At 71.8% G+C, this 17822-nt stretch carries 23 protein-coding genes and 1 pseudogene; 15 read left to right on the top strand and 9 right to left on the bottom strand.

What is annotated here, in order from left to right; translation table 11 throughout:
* The 13 genes and pseudogenes from E6U81_RS04040 to E6U81_RS40825 form a co-directional block, all read left to right on the top strand.
* Complete coding sequence (locus E6U81_RS04040) at positions 1-1158, top strand: nucleotidyltransferase family protein (RefSeq protein WP_136228670.1); 1158 nt, start codon at positions 1-3, stop codon at positions 1156-1158.
* The gene (locus E6U81_RS04035; RefSeq protein ID WP_168714541.1) at positions 1155-2057 is read left to right on the top strand and encodes a hypothetical protein; all 903 of its coding nucleotides are present in this window, start codon (positions 1155-1157) and stop codon (positions 2055-2057) included. The genes E6U81_RS04040 and E6U81_RS04035 overlap by 4 nt, the downstream gene beginning before the upstream one ends.
* Positions 2054-3220: an aminotransferase class V-fold PLP-dependent enzyme gene (locus E6U81_RS04030; protein WP_136228668.1), complete on the top strand. Its 1167-nt coding sequence runs from the start codon at positions 2054-2056 to the stop codon at positions 3218-3220. Before E6U81_RS04035 ends, E6U81_RS04030 begins: the two co-directional genes overlap by 4 nt.
* A gap of 14 nt (positions 3221-3234) precedes the next feature.
* Positions 3235-5493, top strand: a complete 2259-nt coding sequence (locus E6U81_RS04025) for an FAD/NAD(P)-binding protein (protein WP_240803615.1) — start codon at positions 3235-3237, stop codon at positions 5491-5493.
* Positions 5490-6233 (top strand): maleylpyruvate isomerase family mycothiol-dependent enzyme, encoded by a 744-nt coding sequence (locus E6U81_RS04020; RefSeq protein ID WP_136228666.1) that lies wholly within the window; start codon positions 5490-5492, stop codon positions 6231-6233. The genes E6U81_RS04025 and E6U81_RS04020 overlap by 4 nt, the downstream gene beginning before the upstream one ends.
* Before the next feature lie 198 nt (positions 6234-6431).
* Complete coding sequence (locus E6U81_RS04015; protein WP_136228665.1) at positions 6432-6980, top strand: thiamine pyrophosphate-binding protein; 549 nt, start codon at positions 6432-6434, stop codon at positions 6978-6980.
* A 2-nt stretch (positions 6981-6982) separates the two neighbouring features.
* Complete coding sequence (locus E6U81_RS04010) at positions 6983-7531, top strand: thiamine pyrophosphate-dependent enzyme (RefSeq protein ID WP_206309833.1); 549 nt, start codon at positions 6983-6985, stop codon at positions 7529-7531.
* 27 nt (positions 7532-7558) lie between these two features.
* Positions 7559-7828 (top strand): acyl carrier protein, encoded by a 270-nt coding sequence (locus E6U81_RS04005; protein WP_136228664.1) that lies wholly within the window; start codon positions 7559-7561, stop codon positions 7826-7828.
* A 44-nt stretch (positions 7829-7872) separates the two neighbouring features.
* Positions 7873-8904: a FomB family phosphonate monophosphate kinase gene (locus E6U81_RS04000; protein ID WP_136228917.1), complete on the top strand. Its 1032-nt coding sequence runs from the start codon at positions 7873-7875 to the stop codon at positions 8902-8904.
* Positions 8901-9752, top strand: coding sequence for a DMT family transporter (locus E6U81_RS03995; protein WP_136228663.1), 852 nt, complete (start codon positions 8901-8903; stop codon positions 9750-9752). The genes E6U81_RS04000 and E6U81_RS03995 overlap by 4 nt, the downstream gene beginning before the upstream one ends.
* A gap of 13 nt (positions 9753-9765) precedes the next feature.
* Positions 9766-10287, top strand: a complete 522-nt coding sequence (locus E6U81_RS03990; RefSeq protein WP_206309832.1) for a CYTH domain-containing protein — start codon at positions 9766-9768, stop codon at positions 10285-10287.
* 52 nt (positions 10288-10339) lie between these two features.
* Positions 10340-11002, top strand: a complete 663-nt coding sequence (locus tag E6U81_RS03985) for a hypothetical protein (RefSeq protein WP_136228662.1) — start codon at positions 10340-10342, stop codon at positions 11000-11002.
* Positions 11003-11169: 167 nt separating this feature from the next.
* Positions 11170-11568 (top strand): annotated as a pseudogene (locus E6U81_RS40825) (AMP-binding protein); the annotation flags it as partial.
* 72 nt (positions 11569-11640) lie between these two features.
* Here the strand turns inward: E6U81_RS40825 and E6U81_RS03975 are convergent.
* The 3 genes from E6U81_RS03975 to E6U81_RS03965 all read right to left on the bottom strand — a co-directional run bounded on the left by E6U81_RS03975 (position 11641) and on the right by E6U81_RS03965 (position 13025).
* Positions 11641-12147: an SRPBCC family protein gene (locus E6U81_RS03975; RefSeq protein ID WP_136228660.1), complete on the bottom strand. Its 507-nt coding sequence runs from the start codon at positions 12145-12147 to the stop codon at positions 11641-11643.
* Positions 12148-12219: 72 nt separating this feature from the next.
* The gene (locus tag E6U81_RS03970) at positions 12220-12468 is read right to left on the bottom strand and encodes a hypothetical protein (protein WP_030818001.1); all 249 of its coding nucleotides are present in this window, start codon (positions 12466-12468) and stop codon (positions 12220-12222) included.
* 44 nt (positions 12469-12512) lie between these two features.
* On the bottom strand, positions 12513-13025 hold the full coding sequence (locus tag E6U81_RS03965; RefSeq protein WP_136228659.1) for a hypothetical protein: 513 nt from the start codon (positions 13023-13025) through the stop codon (positions 12513-12515).
* Positions 13026-13175: 150 nt separating this feature from the next.
* Between E6U81_RS03965 and E6U81_RS03960 the strand changes: the two genes are divergently transcribed.
* On the top strand, positions 13176-13652 hold the full coding sequence (locus E6U81_RS03960; RefSeq protein ID WP_240803614.1) for a hypothetical protein: 477 nt from the start codon (positions 13176-13178) through the stop codon (positions 13650-13652).
* A gap of 70 nt (positions 13653-13722) precedes the next feature.
* The gene (locus E6U81_RS03955; RefSeq protein ID WP_136228658.1) at positions 13723-14097 is read left to right on the top strand and encodes a toxin Doc; all 375 of its coding nucleotides are present in this window, start codon (positions 13723-13725) and stop codon (positions 14095-14097) included.
* A 21-nt stretch (positions 14098-14118) separates the two neighbouring features.
* Here E6U81_RS03955 and E6U81_RS03950 read toward each other — a convergent pair whose 3' ends face one another.
* The 6 genes from E6U81_RS03950 to E6U81_RS03925 all read right to left on the bottom strand — a co-directional run bounded on the left by E6U81_RS03950 (position 14119) and on the right by E6U81_RS03925 (position 17821).
* A complete protein-coding gene (locus E6U81_RS03950; protein WP_030848295.1) occupies positions 14119-14505 on the bottom strand; it encodes a hypothetical protein in 387 nt (128 codons plus the stop codon).
* Positions 14506-14831: 326 nt separating this feature from the next.
* Positions 14832-15749: a MurR/RpiR family transcriptional regulator gene (locus E6U81_RS03945; RefSeq protein WP_031157543.1), complete on the bottom strand. Its 918-nt coding sequence runs from the start codon at positions 15747-15749 to the stop codon at positions 14832-14834.
* A gap of 63 nt (positions 15750-15812) precedes the next feature.
* Positions 15813-16445, bottom strand: coding sequence for an NAD(P)H-dependent oxidoreductase (locus E6U81_RS03940; RefSeq protein WP_136228915.1), 633 nt, complete (start codon positions 16443-16445; stop codon positions 15813-15815).
* A 278-nt stretch (positions 16446-16723) separates the two neighbouring features.
* Positions 16724-17065: a TcmI family type II polyketide cyclase gene (locus tag E6U81_RS03935; protein WP_136228657.1), complete on the bottom strand. Its 342-nt coding sequence runs from the start codon at positions 17063-17065 to the stop codon at positions 16724-16726.
* A gap of 20 nt (positions 17066-17085) precedes the next feature.
* Positions 17086-17565, bottom strand: coding sequence for an SRPBCC family protein (locus E6U81_RS03930; RefSeq protein WP_136228656.1), 480 nt, complete (start codon positions 17563-17565; stop codon positions 17086-17088).
* Between the two features lies 1 nt (position 17566).
* Positions 17567-17821, bottom strand: coding sequence for an acyl carrier protein (locus E6U81_RS03925; RefSeq protein ID WP_136228655.1), 255 nt, complete (start codon positions 17819-17821; stop codon positions 17567-17569).
* Position 17822: the final 1 nt, after the last annotated feature.

Below are 17822 nucleotides of genomic sequence, written 5' to 3'. Positions count from 1 at the left end.
ATGGCAGACAAGACCGACTCTCGTGACCGGACCGCCGAGGACCTTCCCGTCCACTCCCGGCTGCTGCTGAGGATGGCTCGGCTGCGTCTCGGCGCCGACGACATCGCCGAGATCCGCGAGCTGGCGAGCCGCCAGGACCTGGACTGGGGCGCCTTCCTGGAGGCCGCCGCCTGGCACAAGCTGCTGCCGCTGATCGGCCGCCACGTCGACCGGCACCGCCTGGACCGCAAGGCCGGCGAACAGGCCGGCTTCCCCTACCCATGGGTGTTCACCGGCGCCTACCTCGCCAACCGGGCGCGCAACCAGGGCCTGTCCGACGAGTTCGGCCGCGTCTTCGCGGAGCTCTCCTCCGCCGGACTGCGCTTCGCGGTCCGCAAGGGCTTCTCCCTCGGCGAGGGCGAATACCGCGACCCGGCGCTGCGCCGCATCGCCGATCTCGACGTGCTGCTGTCCCGCGAGGACGCGCGCGCCGCCCACGAGGTCCTGCTCCGGCTCGGCTACATCCAGGGCAAGGTCGCCGAAGACGGCGAGCGGATCGAGCCGTACAGCCGCGAGACCCAGGCCTTCTGGAAGATGAACCTCAGCAACCAGCTGCCGTACCGCAAGCCCGGCGGGCGCCCCGACATCACCGACTTCAACGTCGACATCTGCCACGACATCTTCCAGAAGAAGTCCGGGGTCAGCGCCGGCGCGGCCGAACTGCTGGACCGGGCGGTCCCCGTCGTGCTGTGCGGCGCGCCCTCCTGGGAGCCCGCGCCCGACGACCGGCTCCTCGACCTGTGCTCGCACCTGCACAAGGAGGCCACCAGCCTCCACTTCATCGAGGACCGCCAGGACCTCCAGCTGAGCAAGTTCCTGGACCTCGCCCTGGTCGCCGGGGCCTGCGAGAAGGACGCCTGGCAGCGCTTCCTCGAGCGGGTCGCGTCCGTCGGCGCCGAGGCGATCGTCTACTACTCGCTCCATTTCACCTCGGTCCTCTACCCGGAGGCCGTACCTGCGTACGTGCTGGACGCCGTGCGCCCCGACGACACCGCCTACCTGGAGCTGTACGGGTCCCTCGACGGGCAGAGCGCCCGTTGGGAACAGCCCTTCCTGGAAAGGCTGTTCAACGCCCGCCGGCACACCGCCGGGACCGTCTCCAACGTACCGCTCCGGTGAACGCCGCCGTCGCGTCCGCTGCCCCCGCCACGGCGGCGGGCCCCGTCCCGGACGGGAGGCCGGGACTGCTCGTCCTCAAGGTCGGCGGCAGCCTCCTCTCCGACAAGCGGCACAGCGGGCAGACCGACCACGCGGCCATCGACGCGTACGCGTCCCAGGTCGCCGAACTGCTCGCCGCCCACCCCGGCCGGATCGTCCTGGTCACCGGCGGCGGTGCCCTCTGTCACCCCGTCGGCCTGCGCATCAAGGCTGCCAAGGACGACCCGTACGCGGCCGTCGCCCTGACCGAACCGGCCTTCCGGATGCGCTGGGCGTGGACCACCGCGCTCCGCGCCCACGGAGTACGGGCCGTACCGCTGCAGACCACCTCGATGCTCAACGAGCTGCCCGACGGCACCGCCGTCACCGAGACCGGGGTGGTGTCCCGGCTCCTCGCCGAGGGCGCGCTGCCGGTCCTGTCCAGCGACTGCGTGGTTACCGCCGCGGGCGCCCTGCGCATCCTGAGCAGCGACGACGTCCCCGGTGTGGTGCTCGACGCCGCCGTGGCCCCGGGCCCCGTCCGGGTCGTGGCCCTCACCGACGTGGCGGGCATCCACCTCACCAAGGACCCGGACAGCCCCGTGCTGCCGTACCTCGACCCCGACGACCTCGCCACCGTGCGGCGGCTGTTCTGGGACGACGCGTGGGACGCCACCGGAGCCATGGAAGGCAAGGTCGAGGCGCTCGCCGCACACGCCCGCCGCGGCGCAGAGTGCGTCATCACCCGCGGCGACAGCGGCCCCGGCGGCCTCGCCCACCTCTTCGCCCCGCTCGACGCCTGGCCCCGCGACGTCCCCTGCACCCTGATCCGGCGCCGTACCCCGGCCGCCACCGAACTGTCCCAGGAGGACTCCACATGACCGGCACACCCGGACGGCCCGACCGGGTCGTCCTGATGAACCCGGGGCCCGTCAATGTGCACGACCGGGTTCGCGCCGCCCTGGCCGGCCCCGACGAATGCCACCGCGAACCCGAGTCCCAGGCGCTCCTGGGCACCGTCGGAGGCAAGATCACCAAGGTGTGCGGAGGCGGCCTCGACAGCCACGCCACCGTCCTGTTCACCGGCTCGGGCACGGCCGCCCTGGAAGCGGTCGTCAGCTCGGTCGTCCCCGCCGGGGGCCGTCTGCTGGTCATCGACAACGGACACTACGGCGAGCGCCTGCTGCGCATCTCGAACGTCCACGGCATCGCATCCGTGCGGCTGGAGTTCGGCTGGGCCACGCCCCTGGACCTGGACGCGGTCGACCACGCGCTCTCCGCCGACGCGGGCATCACCCATGTCGCGGTCGTCCACCACGAGACCAGCACCGGCATGCTCAACCCGCTGCGCGAGCTCGGTGCGCTGGTCGCCCGTCACGGGCGGTCGCTGATCGTCGATGCGATCAGCAGCCTCGGCGCCGAGGACCTCGACGTCGTCCGCGACCACGTCGACTGGTGCGTCGGCACCGCCAACAAGTGCCTGGAGGGCATGCCCGGCATCAGCTTCGTGTGCGCCCCCCGCGAGCGCCTCGAAAGCCTCGCGGACGTGCCCGCCCGCACCTTCTACCTCGACCTGTCGGCGAACTACCGCGCCCAGGTCCTCAAGGGCAGCCCGCAGTTCACCCCGGCCGTCCAGGTGCTGCGCGCCCTCGACGCGGCCCTCGACCTCACCCTCGCCGAGGGTGTCCCGGCCCGGACGGCCCGCTACGCGGCGCGGGCCGCGGAGATCCGCGCCGGCCTGGAAGAGCGCGGCATCGAGCTCCTGCTGCCGCCTGAGCAGCGGGCCGGCTCGATCACCAACGCGCACCTGTCCAACGGCATGACGTACGACGAGCTGCACGACGGTCTCAAGGAGCACGGGTACGTGATCTACGCGACCCAGGAGAAGTCCGCAGGAGTGTTCCGCCTCGCCAACATGGGCCAGCTGACCAGTGACGACATCGCCGGCTTCTTCCGGGCCTTCGACGAGGTCGTCGCGCCGGTGAGCGCCCCCGCATCGCTGATCCCCGCTGTCGAGAAGAGAGATGGAGCGGTGAGCCGGTGACAACCGACAATTCCGTGAACGCTGCACCCCTTCACCTGGCGATCGTGGGTGGCGGTCCCACCTGCACCTACGTCCTGGAGCGGCTCGCCGCCCTTGTGCGCAGCCGGCGGGACCCGGTCGCCCTGGAGATCGTCATCTACGACCTCTCGGGCGAGTTCGGGCCCGGCCAGGTGCACAGCCCCGATCAGACGAAGACCAGCTACCTCAACCGGGTCGTCGGCCAGGTGGCGTTCGCCGCCGACGAGAGCGTCGTCGACGCCGGGCCGCTGCTGTCCGCCACCGAGCGCCCCACGCTGCTCGAATGGTGCCGCAACAAGTTCGAGGAGACCGGCGACCCGGTCTACGACATGGTCGCCGAGGACTGGCCCAAGCGGTTCGTGCACGGCGAGGCCCTGAGGGACCAGTTCGCCGGGTACGTGGAGATCCTGCGCGCCGCCGAAGGCGTGGAGGTGACCTTGCGGCAGGCCGAGGTCGTGGACCTGGAGGAGCGCGGTGACCGGTTCGCCGTTCTCACCGCCGACGGCGGGCCCGCCTACGAGGCCGACTACGTCCTCATGCTCACGGGCCACTCGTCCAACCGGCCGGAGCTGGACCCGCGCCACGCCCACCTCGCCCGCTTCGCCGCGGAGCACAAGGCGCACCTCATCCCCTCCGCGTACCCGCTGGAGCGGTCCCTGGACCCGGCGTACACGGGCCCGGGCACGACGGTCGCCTGTCTCGGCATGGGCCTCACCGGCATCGACGTGCTGCTGTACCTCACCGAGGGTCGGGGCGGCACCTTCGAGCGCGACTCCGACGGTGAGCTCCACTACGTCCCGTGCGGCGCCGAACCCGACTCGATCGTCGCGTTCAGCCGGTCCGGCCTGTTCACCTTCGCCCGGCCGTACAACGAGAAGGAACGCGACATCGCGGCCCTGGAGTACAAGGGTCCCTTCCTCACCACGGCGGCCGTCGCCGCACTGCGCGCGACCGTCGGGGTGCCGAACGTCATCGGCGGTGCCCCCAAGCGGCAGCTCGACTTCGAGCGGCATGTCTTCCCCCTGATCCTCCTCGAGATGGCGCTGATCCAGTACGGCGTCCAGTACGGCCCCGAGTTCCGCGAGGCCGCCATCCGCATCGCGCAGCCTGCGTACGAGAAGTTCCTCGCAGACGCCGGCGCCTTCGCGGACCACCAGGAGGCCGGCGAGTTCCTCGTCGCGCCGGTGGAGGACCTCGCCCGGGACATCGCCCGGCGCGTCGACGACGTGCTGGCCGGCCGCACCGCCCTCGCGGTGCACCTCGGCGGGGAGTCCGCCGACGGCCTCCCGCCGGTCGACCGGGCCGTGCGCTCCTTCCTGACCGTCGTGTACGGCGCCGAACGGGCCGAGGCCCTGCTCCACGAGGCGGACGACCCGCATGGCTTCGCCGCCGCCGTCGCCGCGGCCGAGTCGCCCTGGCGGCATGCCACTTCGGCGGCCGAGCACCGCTTCTCCTGGGAGCGGACCATCAACCCGGTCCCCGTCCCGGAGAACGGCTACGCGAACCCCGAGGAGTACGTCGAGACCTTCCTCGATTTCCTCGACCGGGACATCCGCTGGGCCGCCCAGGGCAACCTGAGCAACCCGGCCAAGGCGGCGGCCGACGCCGCCTGGCGCGACATGCGCGGCGTCGTCATCGAGGCGGTCGACTTCGGTGGCCTCCTCGCCTCCTCCCACCGCACCTTCCTCGGCGTCTACACCCCACACCACAACCGGCTGTGCCAGGGTGCCTCGGTGGAGGCGATGGAAAAGGTGACCGCGCTCATCAAGAGCGGGCGGGTCGACATCTCGGTCGGCCCCGGCGCCCGCCTCTCGTGCGACGAGGAGCGCGGCCAGTTCCGCATCGACGGCCCGGCCACCGGTGGCGAGCGGTTCGCGGACGCCCTCGTCGACGCGCGGGTCCACGGCTTCGACGCCGAGCGTGATGTCATGGCCGTCTACCCCAACCTCCTGCGCCGCGGCATCGTCCGCAAGTGGTCCAACCCCGGCCTGGGGGAACCCGACTTCGTCCCCGGCGGTCTGGACCTCACCCCCGAGTTCCACCCGGTCCGTGAGGATGGCAGTGTCGAGTCACGGATCACCTTCCTGGGTCCGCCCAGCGAAGGGGTGATGTACCACCAGATCGGCGCTCTCCGGCCCAACAAGGACCACCACGTCATCCGGGACATCCTGTGCTGGATCCACGCGTTCATGCCGCGCGAGCAGACGTCCCCGGCCGGAGGGCAGACGAAGGAAACAGAAAGGACACCCTCATGAGCACCACCATCGACTACACAGCGTACGAGTACGGCGGCGTCGACGTATCCGAGCGGCTCAAGGAGATCCGGGCCGCGCACGATCGGCTGCGCGCGGCTGCCGCGGAGATCACGGAGGAAGGCGCCCGCGAGTCGGTCCACCTGCCGGGCTGGACGCGCGGCCACGTCCTCATCCATCTCGCCGACCTGTCCCGGGCGTTCGCCCGCCAGGCGCGGTACGCCGTGGAGGGCAGGACGATCGAGGTGTACGACGGCGGGCGGCCCACCCGCGACCGGCGCATCGAGGAGCTGCACGGCCGCCCGGTCGAGTGGCTGACGGAGCAGCTCGAAGAGGGCCTGACCGCGCTGGAGGAGGCGTGGGAGGCGCTCGGCCCCGATGGCTGGGAGCTTGCCTGCTCCTACCGGAACTCGCCGCTGTTCGCGACCCAGCTCGCCTGGTGGCGGGAGACCGAGCTGCACACGGTCGACCTCACCGTCGGTTACGGCTCCGAGGAGTGGAGCACCGCGCTCTCCTCGCACGTCGTCACCTTCCTCCGGCCGCGGCTGCCTCAGGGCGTGGTGCTCAACGCCGAGGACAGCGGCGAGGAGTGGTCCAGCGCTGCCGAAGGTGAGGCCCCGATCGTGGTCCGCGGCTCGCTGCGCGCGCTGGCCGCCTGGATCTCCGGCCGGCCGCACCCGGTCCTGCCCGTCGCGGACGGCGACCCGGCCGCGGCACTGCCCGAGCTGAACGCCTGGCCGTAGTACGACGCGGGCCCGCCGGAGCATCCCGGGCCCGTACCGGGGCTCGTGCGACCCGTCCCGGCGCCCGTCCGGCGCCCGGGCGGGTCGCACGGGTCCGGATCGAGCCGCCCCGCCCGGCCTCCCGCCCCGCCCAGCCTCCCGCGCCGCGCACCGTCGGCCGCGTGACACCCACACTCGCGGAGAAGAGTTCCCCTTCCCATGACACATGTCCAGAGCCTCACCGCAGCACGACCCGCCGCCCCGGGCGGCGAGAACGCGGCGGAGACCCTCGTCCAAGCCTTTGCGGACCACGGGTTCACCCACTTCAGCGGTGTCCCCTGCTCGCTCCTCAAGGGCGTCTTCCGGGTGCTGGAGTCGGGGACCGGTCCCGCCGAGGGGGTCTCCTACCTGCCCGCGCCCCGCGAGGACTCGGCGCTCGGCGTCGCCTCCGGCCTCTCGGCTGCCGGCGCCAAGCCGGTCGTCCTCATGCAGAACTCGGGCCTGGGCTATTCACTGAACGTGCTCACCTCGCTCAACCTCATCTACGACCTGCACGTGCCGCTGATCGTCAGTTGGCGCGGCCACGACGGCAACGATGCGGTCGAGCACGACATCATCGGCCGCGAACTGCTCAACCTGCTGGACGTGTTCGGCCTGCGCCACACCGTCTTCGACCCGAATGACGCCTACGCCTCCGTCGAACGCTGCCTCGCCGCGGCCGAGGACGGCCGCTCCACCCCAGTCCTCATCGTCAAGGAAGGCATCTGAACGTGTTCGGCATCCAGGAAGCGATCCGTGCGGTCACCGAGAAGTTCCCCACTTCTCTCTACGTCTCCACCTGCGGGTTCATCACCCGCGACCTCTACAACACCGTCGACCGGCCCGAGAACTTCTACTTGGTCGGATCCATGGGCATGGCCGCCCCCGTCGGCCTCGGCGTGGCGCTGGCCCAGCCGCACCGCCACGTCGTCGTCCTCGACGGCGACGGCTCCTTCGCGATGAACCCCGGCGCGCTGCCGATGATCGCCGAGCACTCCCCCGACCTGGTGCACGTCGTTCTCGACAACGGCCTTCACGAGAGCACCGGCGGCCAGCGCCCGGTCCGTATCGCCGACCCCGCGGGCATGGCGCTCGCCGCCGGGTACTCCGCCGCGCACACCGTCGCCTCGGCCGAGGAACTCGCCGCGGTCCGGCCCGAGCCGGGGGTCACCTCCCTGCTCCACATCACCTGTGCCCCCCGCGGCGCGCACGCCGGCAAGCGCGTCGAGTGGACCCCGCAGCAGCTGGTCGAGCGGTTCCGTGCCGCTGCGGCCGCCTGATACCCCCCGGATAGGAGCATGCGCACCATGGAAGACACCGCCGTGACCACGTCCGGGCCGGCGGAGCGGGTCCGGAAGGTCCTGTTCTCGGTCCTGGGCGGCTCCGTCGACGCCTCCCTCGTCGGCCCCGACACCGATCTGTGGAATGCGGGCCTCGACTCGCTCCTGAGCGTCAGTCTGATGGTGTCGCTGGAGGACGAGTTCGACATCGAGTTCCCCGACGAGCTGCTCACCCGCGAGACCTTCTCCTCCGTGCGCCGCATCAGCGACGCCGTCGCCACCCTGGTGACGCGGTGACCGCCACGGCGACCGGCGGCGCCGGGGTCGCCGGCCCGGCCGGCCTGGGCACGCTGCCGGTACGCTCCTCGCGCCACGTCGACCTCAATCTGCTGACGATACGCATCCTCACCAACCTGGAGGAGTTCGACGGCTACGCGTACTTCTCCCGGGACGCGCCCGCCGGACGGGAGCCGGACCACGAGATCGTCTGCATCGACCTGGATCGGGACCGGTACGACCCGGAGGTGCTGGGCGCGCTGAGCGACGGCACCCTGCGTGCCAAGCGCTTCCGTTCCGGCTACTACCTCAACCACATCTTCGGGGAGCCGGCGTACCTGGTCACCGAAGGACGGCGCTCGTACGTCTTCGGCCGCCGCCTGGAGCGTACGATCTGGCCGTACTTCGTCAAGCGGATCCTCACCGACTTTGCCGTGGACCACGGGTACCTGCACCTGAAGGCGGGGGGCTTCACCTTCGAGGACGGCAGCGCCACCCTTCTCGTCGGTCCCAACGCGGGAGGCAAGACCGTCTTCCTCAGCCAGGCCTGCCTGGACGGGGCACGGTTCCTCACCAACACCCACGTCCTGGTGCGCGACGGGGAGGCGCACGCCGTGCCCTCCGCCGTACGGGTCCGGCGGTCCCCGCAGTTCGACGAGCTGATCGAAGGGCACGGGCTCACCCCCCATCTGGAGAGCGGCGACTTCGTGGCCGCGCCCGAACTCCTCTTCCCCGGCACGCCCAGGGACCACGGGCGGGTCCGCACCATCGTCATCACCGACTACTCCCCCGACCGCCCCCGGGCGTTCGAGCGGATCACCGCCGAGCAAGCGGGCCTGTTCCTGGCCCTGTTCGCGGACGGAGTGGTCAACTACGGCCTGAAGGACGACCTGCTGGCGCACCACGACGGCGACCTCGGCGCGTTCACCGCCTCCCTGGCCGCCATGCGCGAGCAGCTCACGGCCCTCGTCGAGGGCGCCCGCTGCTACCGGGCGAACGTCGACATGCTCGACCCGTCCGTCCGCAAGGAGGTTCTCGCGGAGCTGGCCTCGGCCGGAGGCCGCCCGGACACGGGCAGCGGCCCGGTGCACCCGTGACGCCTCTCGTCGTCGGGGTGGTGCTGTTCGCGGCGGTCACCCACGCCAGCTGGAACGCCATCACCCACCGCATCAAGGACGAGCTGGCCTGTCTCAGCCTGGTCGGCGCCGGACGCACCCTGTCCGGCGCCGTCCTGGCGTGCCTCGCCCCGCTCCCCGCCCCCGCCGTCTGGCCGTACCTGATCGCCTCGATCCTGCTGCACATCGGCTACCAGGTCGCGCTGATGCGCTCGTTCCGGCTGGGCGACTTCGGGCAGGTCTACCCGATCGCCCGGGGCGTGGCTCCCCTGCTTGTCACCCTGTTCGCCGTCTTCGTGCTGGGCGAGCACCTGGGAGGCGCGAACGCGGCGGGCGTGGCGGTCGTCATCCTCGGCATCGTCGGCCTCGCGCTCTGGGGCATCCGTGACCGGACGAGCCAGCCCAGCGGTCCCGCCGTGGCGATGGCCGCGGCCACCGGCGTGATGATCGCCGTGTACACGGTCGTGGACGGCGTCGGCGTGCGCGAAGCCGGCGCGGCCCTCGGCTACATCGCCTGGCTGATGATCCTCGACGGCCTCGCCATCCCCGCGTACGCGGCGGCCACCCAGCGCCGCGCCCTCATGCCGAGACTGCGCCCCGTGCTCGTTCCCGGCCTCGTCGGGGGCGCTCTCTCGGTCCTCTCGTACGGCCTGGTGCTCTGGGCGCAGACCCGGGCACCGCTCGCACCCGTCGCCGTGCTCCGCGAGTTCAGCGTGATCGCGGGAGCCGCGATCGCCGCCTTCTTCTTCAAGGAGCGTTTCGGCGCCCCCCGCATCGCCGCCGCGACCCTCATGGTCGCGGGCATCGCGCTGATGCTCGGTACCACCTGACGGAGGTTCGGACATGCCCACCGAAACCGAGCGCAAGTATCTCGTCCTCGCAGACGACCCACGCTGGCGCTCCCTGATCCAAACGACCCACACCCTGCGCCAGGGCTACCTGTCCCCCGACCCCGAGCGCGAGGTCCGGGTCCGGGCGGTCGGCGACACCTCGGCCTTCCTCACCGTCAAGGGCCGCCGCTCCGGCCCGACCCGCGCCGAGTACGAGTACCCCGTCCCGGTCGAGGACGCTTTGGAACTCCTCTCCCTCTGCGGCGACCGCGTACTCGTGAAGCAGCGCCACTCCCTCCCGGACAACTGGATCGTCGACGAGTACGTGGGCACACACGCGGGTCTGACCGTGGCCGAGATCGAGTGGACGGGCGACCCGGCCTCCCCTCCTCCGGTGCCGCCGTGGGCGGGCAAGGACATCACCGGCGACCGGAGGTACTCCAACGCGACGCTCGCGGGAGGACCCCTCTTCCCTCCGTCCGCCGCCCCCACCCGCTCCGATTCCGCCCAGGCGCTGTTCTACGATCACGGTTAGGCGATCACGCGGGACGACGCCGTACGAGGACTCGACGGACTGGGGGGACGGAATGGCGATCGACAGGCCCGGCCGGCCGGAGGACCTGCCGGCGGCCGAAGTGCTGTGGGCGCGCTGGGCCCTGGTTGCCGTGCTGGAGGCCACGGCGGAGGCGGAGGCCCGGAGCGTCCGCCGCGGCGGCACGTGGATCGACAGCGAGGGTCTGCACCTCGACGACCGCGGCTGTACCTGGTGGACGTTCCAGCAGGTGGGAGAGGGCCGCTACCTGCTGTACGGCTGGGACGAGTCCAGCGCCGTGAAATGGCACGAACCCGAGATCGACATGCTGGCGCAGGCCCCGGACTGGCTGCCGTACGAGCGCCTGCGGGAGCTGTCGGAGAGCTGGGAGCTGGGCTGCGTGTACTGGTACGAGAACGGCGCCTGGGCCCGCGCGCCCTACCCGAACGATCTGGACGACGATGGCCTCGACTGCGGAATGAGCCGTTTCGCTGTGCGCGAGGAAGCGCTGCAAGAGCTGATCGCCTCGGAACGCGGCCTGCCCCGAGGGCGGGCGGACAGCCTCCTGGCCGCAGCCGAGGCGCGCAGCCTCACGGCCTCGGAGACCCGGGAGGTACTGGACGCGTCCGCCGCCGCGGAAGAGTACGTGCCGGCGGACCGGGAAGCGATGTCGAGGTCCCTGGAACTCGCGAACCTGTGTCGGTCCGCGCAAGGCTGACCTGGGAATTCGTCACACGCGTCGGCGTCGATCGGCAGCAAGCGTCAGTGCGACACCACGGCTCAGCAGCCGGAAGCAATGTCGTCCGCCCTTCCGGATCGATCTGCGTTCCGCGCGGACCAGTGGGTGGCGAAGAAGGCCGCCGGATTGGCTGCGCCGGACGTTGCCGCGTGGAACCACCCGCTGCCGGACGAGCACGGCTTGGCTGCCCCGTCCAGCAGGTCTTCGGCCCGGCCGAGGGCCCGCTCGTCCTCACCCGGCCCGCGGACCCGGGCGAGTCCGTGCTCTGCGCCCAGGGCCGGCCGCTCTCCCCCGACGACGAGATCCGCATCGTCGGCGCCGACGGCGAGGACGTGCCCGACGGGGAGTCCGGTGAGCTCCTCGCCCGCGGCCCGTACACCGTGCGCGGCTACTACCGGGCGCCCGGGCCCGACGCGCGCTCGTTCACCGGGGACGGCTTCTTCCGAACCGGCGCCGTCGCGCACCGGACCGCCGGAGGCGACCTGGTCGTGACCGGCCGCCGCCGTACCGGCCAGGAGGCTCCCGAAGCGGCGTCCTCCCTCTGACAGACGCTCCCGGCCGCCGCCGGTGCCGATGGCCGCGACATGCGTGGCCCGCGGCGCGTCCTGGGGGCCGTCTCAGGGGGCGCCGGGGTCCCAGCCCGCCGCGATGCGCGCGAGGGTCGTGCGCATGCCGGCCCGGTTGACCTCGGTGCGGCGTGCCGGGGAGGTGCCCGCGAAGACCGTGCCGAGCAGCTCGGTCAGCCGGGAGCCGGGGCCGGTGCGAAGGTCCTGCCAGGTCTCCGTGACACGGGTACCGGCGCCCTCCGGCTCGCAGCGGTAGCCCCACCGGGCGATGGGCAGCCCGAAGACGCCGACCTCGAAGGTGAATTCACCGGGTCCGTCCGGTGCCACGGGGGCGCGCAGGGCCGTGATCCGGCCCACCGTGAACCAGATGAAGGCGCCTCGCCGATTGAGCCCCACGAACCGGCTGCCGGGGCGGGCGGGTGGGCGCCGTACCCACACCCGCCGGCACTCGGGGCTCCAGCGGCCCATGTTCCGCAGGTCGGCGACCGTACGGTGGACGTCCGCGGGGGCGGCGTCCACCACGATGTGCTCCTCCAGGCTCCACCGGCGCTCGCCCACTGCTCCCCCTCCTGATGATCGTGTCCGCTTCCCGCCGGGAGTGTAGGCACGGGGCGTCCCGGGGCGACCGGGTCAGGGCAGGTCTTCGGTCGGCGGGTCCGCCTCGTAGACGTGCGGGGTGTCCGACTCCCACTCCACCAGTTCGGTGCTGCCGAGGACGACGTCGTCGGGGTCGGGCATGCCCGCCCGCCGCAGGAACTCGATGAGGTCCGCGTCCGAGCGGGCGAGGCCGAGGGGCTCCTCCCGGTTGGCGGTCCGCAGGGTGACCTGTCGGCCTCCCGACGGGAAGATCCGGTGTACGACGACGGGCGCATGGTGCATACCTCCCAGCCTCGCCGGGCCGGACCGGTCCGGCATCCCGGGGCTCAGCGCGTTCGGCCGACGGAGGCGGCGGCGTCGGCCGAGGCGCGGATGCGGAACGTGGCGGGGTCGGGGTAGGTCGCCTTCTCGGCTCGGAGGACCTCCTCGATCTCGGCCTTGAAGGCGGGCTCGAAGAAGTCGACGCCGAGGAGGAGGCGCAGGCCCCGCAGGGTCGGTTCCAGCAGCGGGCGCGCCATCCGGGCGCCGCCACCGCTGATGCCGGTGAAGCCGGCCCGGGCGACCGCCGGCCGGGCGGCCACGCGGTCCTCTATCCCCGCCGTCGCGTAGCCGAGGATCAGCGCGAGCTCGGCGAGGAACTTCCGGGTGCCCAGGGCCATCTCCTCGGCGCCCTGGAGCGTCTGCACCGAGCCGCCCGCCACTTTGAAGTCGTCGCTGGTGCGCTTCAGGCCGCGCGACTCGTACGCCGCGAGCGCCTCCTCGAAGAGCCTCCCCGCCTCGTCGACCGCCCGCATCGCCGTCACCAGTTGGTCGATGTCCATGCCGATCTCGCGCTTCACGCTGCCTCCTGGTCCCGGAACTGTGCTGCACAGACCGTAGGAGGCAAAGTCCCGCGGCGGAACACCTCTGCGCGGTCTGATCTCGCGGTCGACCGCGCGGTGCGCAAGAAACACGTGTCGCCGCAGGTGGCGGTTGTCTACTCTGAGGCGGTGCGGGCGAGGCGGGTGGGGCGGGCGTGGCGGCGGGACCGCAGGCGCGACCGGCTGCCCGGCCGAGGGGCGAAGCGGCCGCCGCCCGCGCCGTCGGGGCCGACGGCCCTGGTGATCGCGGGCGCCGACGTGGTGGTCGTCGGATTCTTCTCGGTCAAGCAGAAGGACTTCGCGGCCCTGATGGACGCGGCGGCCTCGGCTCTGACGGCCCGGGGCGCGCGGGTCGTGGGGCGGATCGTACAGCGGCGGGGGGTCTCGGACGGCGGGGTCGCGAAGATGTCCCGGCCGTTCTCGTCACGGACCCTGCTGCGGTACGGGAAGGTGCGTGAGGCGGCCGACCTGTGTGAACGGACCGCGGCCGACGCGGCGGTCTTCCTGACGCCCTTGACGCAGCGCCAGCGGCGTGTGCTGACGGAGATGCTCGGCCGCCGGGCCCTCTCCCTCGCCGAGACCGAAGCCGAAGCCGAACGGGCGTGATCCTCCCCCGCGCCCACCGTCGGGGCCGAAAAGCCCCGCGGGCGGGGGCGGGGCGGGGATACTCGGACGCGTGGAACTGCACATCGATCACCGCTGGCTTCTGGAGCGGCAGGAGGCGCTGTTCAAGGACGTGGCGGTGGCCGACCACTCCGCCCTGGTCGCCGCCGTGGCCCGGCACCGGGTCAACACGCCGAGCCTGGAGGTGGACCACCCCGACGCCTACTGGCGCGCGGCCGCCCTGCTCGACGCGATCGTGCTGCTCCGGCCGCTGCCCACCTCGAACGAGTACTTCGCCTACGGGGTGGCCGTCGCCTACATCGAGGCCTCCGGGAAGGCGGTCGAGGCCTCCTACGAGCAGTGGCGCGACCTCATCACCGACATCCGCATGCTGCGCGTCAGTGTCTTCGACGTCGCCGCCCGGCTGCGCTCGTGGCAGACCTCCTGAGGGCCGCTCCGGAGCCGCCGTTCAGCGCCGGCGCTGGGCGGGGGTGCCCACCAGCAGCGCGTCCGAGACCAGCCGCGCACCGCGGGCGAGGCGGCCCAGCTGCTCGAGCTCCAGGGCGTACATCCTGATCGAGTTCTCGATGACCGACTCGGCTATGCCCATCGTGGGCAGCTCGGCGCGGCTGGTCTGCAGGGCCGCCCGCACCGCGCGCATCTCGTGCTGGAGCTGGAGCTGGACGTGCCGGGCGAGGAGCGCGTGGTGACGGGTCAGCGTCAGGTAGCCGCCGTAGCGGGCCGGGAGGAGGTCCCGCAGCCAGCGCGTTGCCGTGCGCTCCCAGTCGTGCGTACCGGGCGCCTTGACCTGCAGGGGCCAGTCCGGGCTGAGCGTAAACGTGGCCGTCTGGGGCATTCTCGTCACTTCCGAGTGGTGTCGAAGCTCTGATCGAGACGTTCTGAGGGGCGGCCTCGGCCCAGGGGTTGACCGAGGCCGCCATGGGCGCTCTGCGGGATCCGAAAGCCTGGACTCGACCCGCGGTCGCGACGTGAGGAGGAGGTTCGTCGTACCGCGGTGCGTTCGAGAGGACGTGGGGTCGTCCTCCTTGGCATCTGGTGGATCAGGAGCGCCGTCGTCAGTAAACATATATACCGTCGAGTAAGCAAGCGCATGAAAAATTTCATGCACGTCGAAGGCTGAATATCGTCTGGTGAAGTCGGCGCGGAGGGCCTAAAGAAGGTCTACAGGAAGAAGCCGTGCTGGTCCGCCACGTGCTCGTAGTCCTCCAGACGGGCCTGGGTCCGCTCGGGATCCGCGTCCGCCATCGCCTGCAGCAGGGCCGCCGAGAGCATCCCGGGCGCCGCGTAGGAGTCGAACACCAGGCGGGAACCGGTCGCCGCCGTCAGGGCCACGTCGGCCTCGTCCACCAGGGGCCCGAGGGTGGGATCGGTGATCAGGACCACGCGCAGCCCCGTACTGCGGGCCGCCCGGACGGCGGACAGGGTCTCCTTGGCGTGCCGCGGCATGGCGAACGCCAGCACCCAGGTCCCGCCGGCCGCCCTGGACTGGAGCAGCGCGTCGAAGGCCACGCTGCCGCCGCGCGTCACGAGGCGCACGTCGGGGTGGATGCGCCGCGCGGCGTACGCGAAGTACTCCGCCAGGGAGACCGAGATGCGCAGTCCGAGGATCGTCAGCGGTACCGATGCGGCCAGCTCGCGGCCGATGTCCAGCACCTGGTTGGTGTCGGCGAGCAGCCGGCGGACGTTCTCCAGGTTCTCGATCTCCGCGTCGACGGCTGCCTGGAGTTCGTTGCGGCGGATCTGCTCGCGCGTGTCCGGGGCGCCGGCCACCGCACTCAGCGCGATCGGCTGGAGCACGTCGCGCAGGGCCGGGTAGCCGCTGAAGCCGAGGGAGGCCGCGAACCGGGTCACGGAGGGCTGGCTGACGCCCACCCGCTCGGCGAGCTCGGTGATCGACAGGAACGCGGCCTCGGTGAGGTGGTCGATCAGGTATTGGGCGATGCGCCGCTGGCCCGGGGACAGGCGGCGGCCGTCGAAGAGCGCGAGGAGCCGGTCGGCCGGAGGGCGGACCTCCGTGGCCGACTGACCGCTCGGCGTGATCGCAGCCGCTTGTGCGCGTGCCTGCTGCCCCGATGACACCGGAGGGCCTCCTTCTCACGTCACTCGCGCCAAACATAGCTCACCCCCCGTGGCCGATGATGATCAGTCCTGGGCGCGGGAGGTCACCGGGGCGTCGGTGCGGTCGCCCAGGAACTCGTACCAGCGGCGCTGCAGGCACAGGTAGCGGGTGTCCGCCTCGACGAGGTCGAGGAAGGAGCCGATCGTCACGCCGAGCCGCTCGCCGAGGCCCGGGTCGGTCAGGGCGCCGTCCTCGGTGAAGGCCTGGTGGGCGCCGGCCAGGCTGAACATGTCGGGGTAGACGCGGGCGCCGAGGTGTTCGAGGGGAACGCGCAGGGCCCACAGGCCGCGGTTGCCGCCGACCATCGAGGGCGAGGCCGAGACCAGCAGGGTCTGCTTGTCCTTGAAGGGCTGCGGCCGGTAGCGCGAGACCCAGTCGACGGCGTTCTTCAGGACGCCCGGCACGGAGGCGTTGTACTCGGGCGAGGCGATGATCAGCGCCTGCGCGGCCTCGATCCGCCGGCACAGGGCCAGGGCGCCCTCCGGCAGCCCCTCTCCGGCCTCGGCGTCGCCGTCGTAGGGCGGCATGGGGAAGTCACGGAGGGTGACGGGGTCCGCCACGGCCCCGGCCTCGCGCACCATCGCGGCGACGAGGGCCGCGAGCCGGACGTTGACCGAGCCGCTGCGGGAGGACCCGGACAGCACGAGCGCGCGCAGCGAGCTGCGCGGGTGCTCGCCGTCGTGGGGGCGGCCCGGATCCGCGGGGAAGTGGTCGTTGTCGGTCGGGTTCATGCCGTCTCCTGCTTCTCTGCGGCTCTGCTCTCGGACGCTCTGCTCTCGGCTGCTCTGCACTCGGGCGCTCTGCACTCGGGCGCTCGGCACGCGGGCCCCCTGCTCCCGGCCGGTCTGCTCACGGCTGCTCCGCTCCTTTCCGCGGGCGCACGCGCGGCGGGACCCGCACACGCCGGTGTGCGGGTCCCGTCCGGGCCGCCGGGTCACTTCGCGCCGGGGTTCTCCCAGCGGTAGAACTCGTGGGCCATGGCGTCCTTCGGACTGCGCCAGGTCTCCGGGTTGTGCGGGCTGACGTACGCCGTGAGGCGCTCGCTCAGCATCCGGAACTCCGGGTGTTCGATGACCTTGGCGATGGCCGGGCCGGGCGGCCGGTCCGCCTCGATGAAGTGCATGTAGACGTCGCCGAACTGGAAGAGGCTCCGGCGTGTGACCCCTACCAGGTGCGGCAGTTCACCCGCGTCCGAGTCCGCGAAGAGCTCGGCGATGTCGGGGCCCGATCCCGGCGCCATGCGGGCGACGATCAGGGCGCGGTGCGTGTCGTTCATCCGACTGCTTGCCTTTCACTTCAGAGACGGCTGGCGGCCGGGGCGCGGCCCTCGCGTTCGCGCTGCTCGATCTTGTCGCGGATGAGCGCCATCTGGATCGGGGAGTTGCGGTTGATGTTGTCGGTCATCCAGGCGTCGTCCACGGGGGCCTCGGGCTTCATCGCGAAGTCCTGGGTCCACTTCATCCGGGTGCCGCCGGGCACCTTGAAGTACTGCCAGTGGATGTCCATGTGGGCGAAGGGGCCCGTCTCCACGCGCCGGGCGCGGACCGTGAGGCCCTGGCGGTCGACGGTGCGCTCCGAGACCCAGCTCCACACCTTGCCGTTCTCGTCGGGGTGCATGGTCAGGCGGAAGGTGGTGGTGTCCCCCTTCTGTTCGAGGATCTCCAGCGCGGAGTACTCGCTGAACAGCTGCGGCCAGCTGGGGAGATCGTTGGTCATCTCCCACACGAGCTCCACGGGTGCGTTGACGGTGATCTCGTTCTCGGTGTGTCCTGGCATGTCAGGCTCCGGTCATCAGGCTGTGGTTGACGAGGTCGAGGAATTCCCCGGGGGTCTTGCAGCGGTCGGCGTCGGTGGGCAGGGCCCGTCCGCGCCGGTTCTCCAGCTCACCGACGATGCCGAGCAGGCCCAGCGAGTCGAGGCCGTACTCGTCGAAGGTGGAGTCCGGACGGCTCGCCATCTCGGCGGGATCGACGGTGATGCCGGCGGTCTTCATCAGGGCCGCCAGTTCCTCCACGGTCAGTCGGTCGGACATG

This window comes from Streptomyces sp. A0592, from assembly GCF_004795115.1.
Taxonomy (GTDB): domain Bacteria; phylum Actinomycetota; class Actinomycetes; order Streptomycetales; family Streptomycetaceae; genus Streptomyces; species Streptomyces erythrochromogenes.
Note: the sequence above shows the minus strand (reverse complement) of the source record. Positions and strands in the feature narration are given on the sequence as shown.

What these genes read in the sequence shown, in the direction of transcription:
- E6U81_RS04040 (WP_136228670.1), top strand. Translation starts at nt 1, where the DNA reads ATGGCAGACAAGACCGACTCTCGTGACCGGACCGCCGAGGACCTTCCC.
- E6U81_RS04030 (WP_136228668.1), top strand. Translation starts at nt 2,054, where the DNA reads ATGACCGGCACACCCGGACGGCCCGACCGGGTCGTCCTGATGAACCCG.
- E6U81_RS04020 (WP_136228666.1), top strand. Translation starts at nt 5,490, where the DNA reads ATGAGCACCACCATCGACTACACAGCGTACGAGTACGGCGGCGTCGAC.
- E6U81_RS04015 (WP_136228665.1), top strand. Translation starts at nt 6,432, where the DNA reads ATGACACATGTCCAGAGCCTCACCGCAGCACGACCCGCCGCCCCGGGC.
- E6U81_RS04005 (WP_136228664.1), top strand. Translation starts at nt 7,559, where the DNA reads ATGGAAGACACCGCCGTGACCACGTCCGGGCCGGCGGAGCGGGTCCGG.
- E6U81_RS03990 (WP_206309832.1), top strand. Translation starts at nt 9,766, where the DNA reads ATGCCCACCGAAACCGAGCGCAAGTATCTCGTCCTCGCAGACGACCCA.
- E6U81_RS03985 (WP_136228662.1), top strand. Translation starts at nt 10,340, where the DNA reads ATGGCGATCGACAGGCCCGGCCGGCCGGAGGACCTGCCGGCGGCCGAA.
- E6U81_RS03970 (WP_030818001.1), bottom strand. Translation starts at nt 12,468, where the DNA reads ATGCACCATGCGCCCGTCGTCGTACACCGGATCTTCCCGTCGGGAGGC.
- E6U81_RS03950 (WP_030848295.1), bottom strand. Translation starts at nt 14,505, where the DNA reads ATGCCCCAGACGGCCACGTTTACGCTCAGCCCGGACTGGCCCCTGCAG.
- E6U81_RS03935 (WP_136228657.1), bottom strand. Translation starts at nt 17,065, where the DNA reads ATGAACGACACGCACCGCGCCCTGATCGTCGCCCGCATGGCGCCGGGA.
- E6U81_RS03930 (WP_136228656.1), bottom strand. Translation starts at nt 17,565, where the DNA reads ATGCCAGGACACACCGAGAACGAGATCACCGTCAACGCACCCGTGGAG.
- E6U81_RS03925 (WP_136228655.1), bottom strand. Translation starts at nt 17,821, where the DNA reads ATGTCCGACCGACTGACCGTGGAGGAACTGGCGGCCCTGATGAAGACC.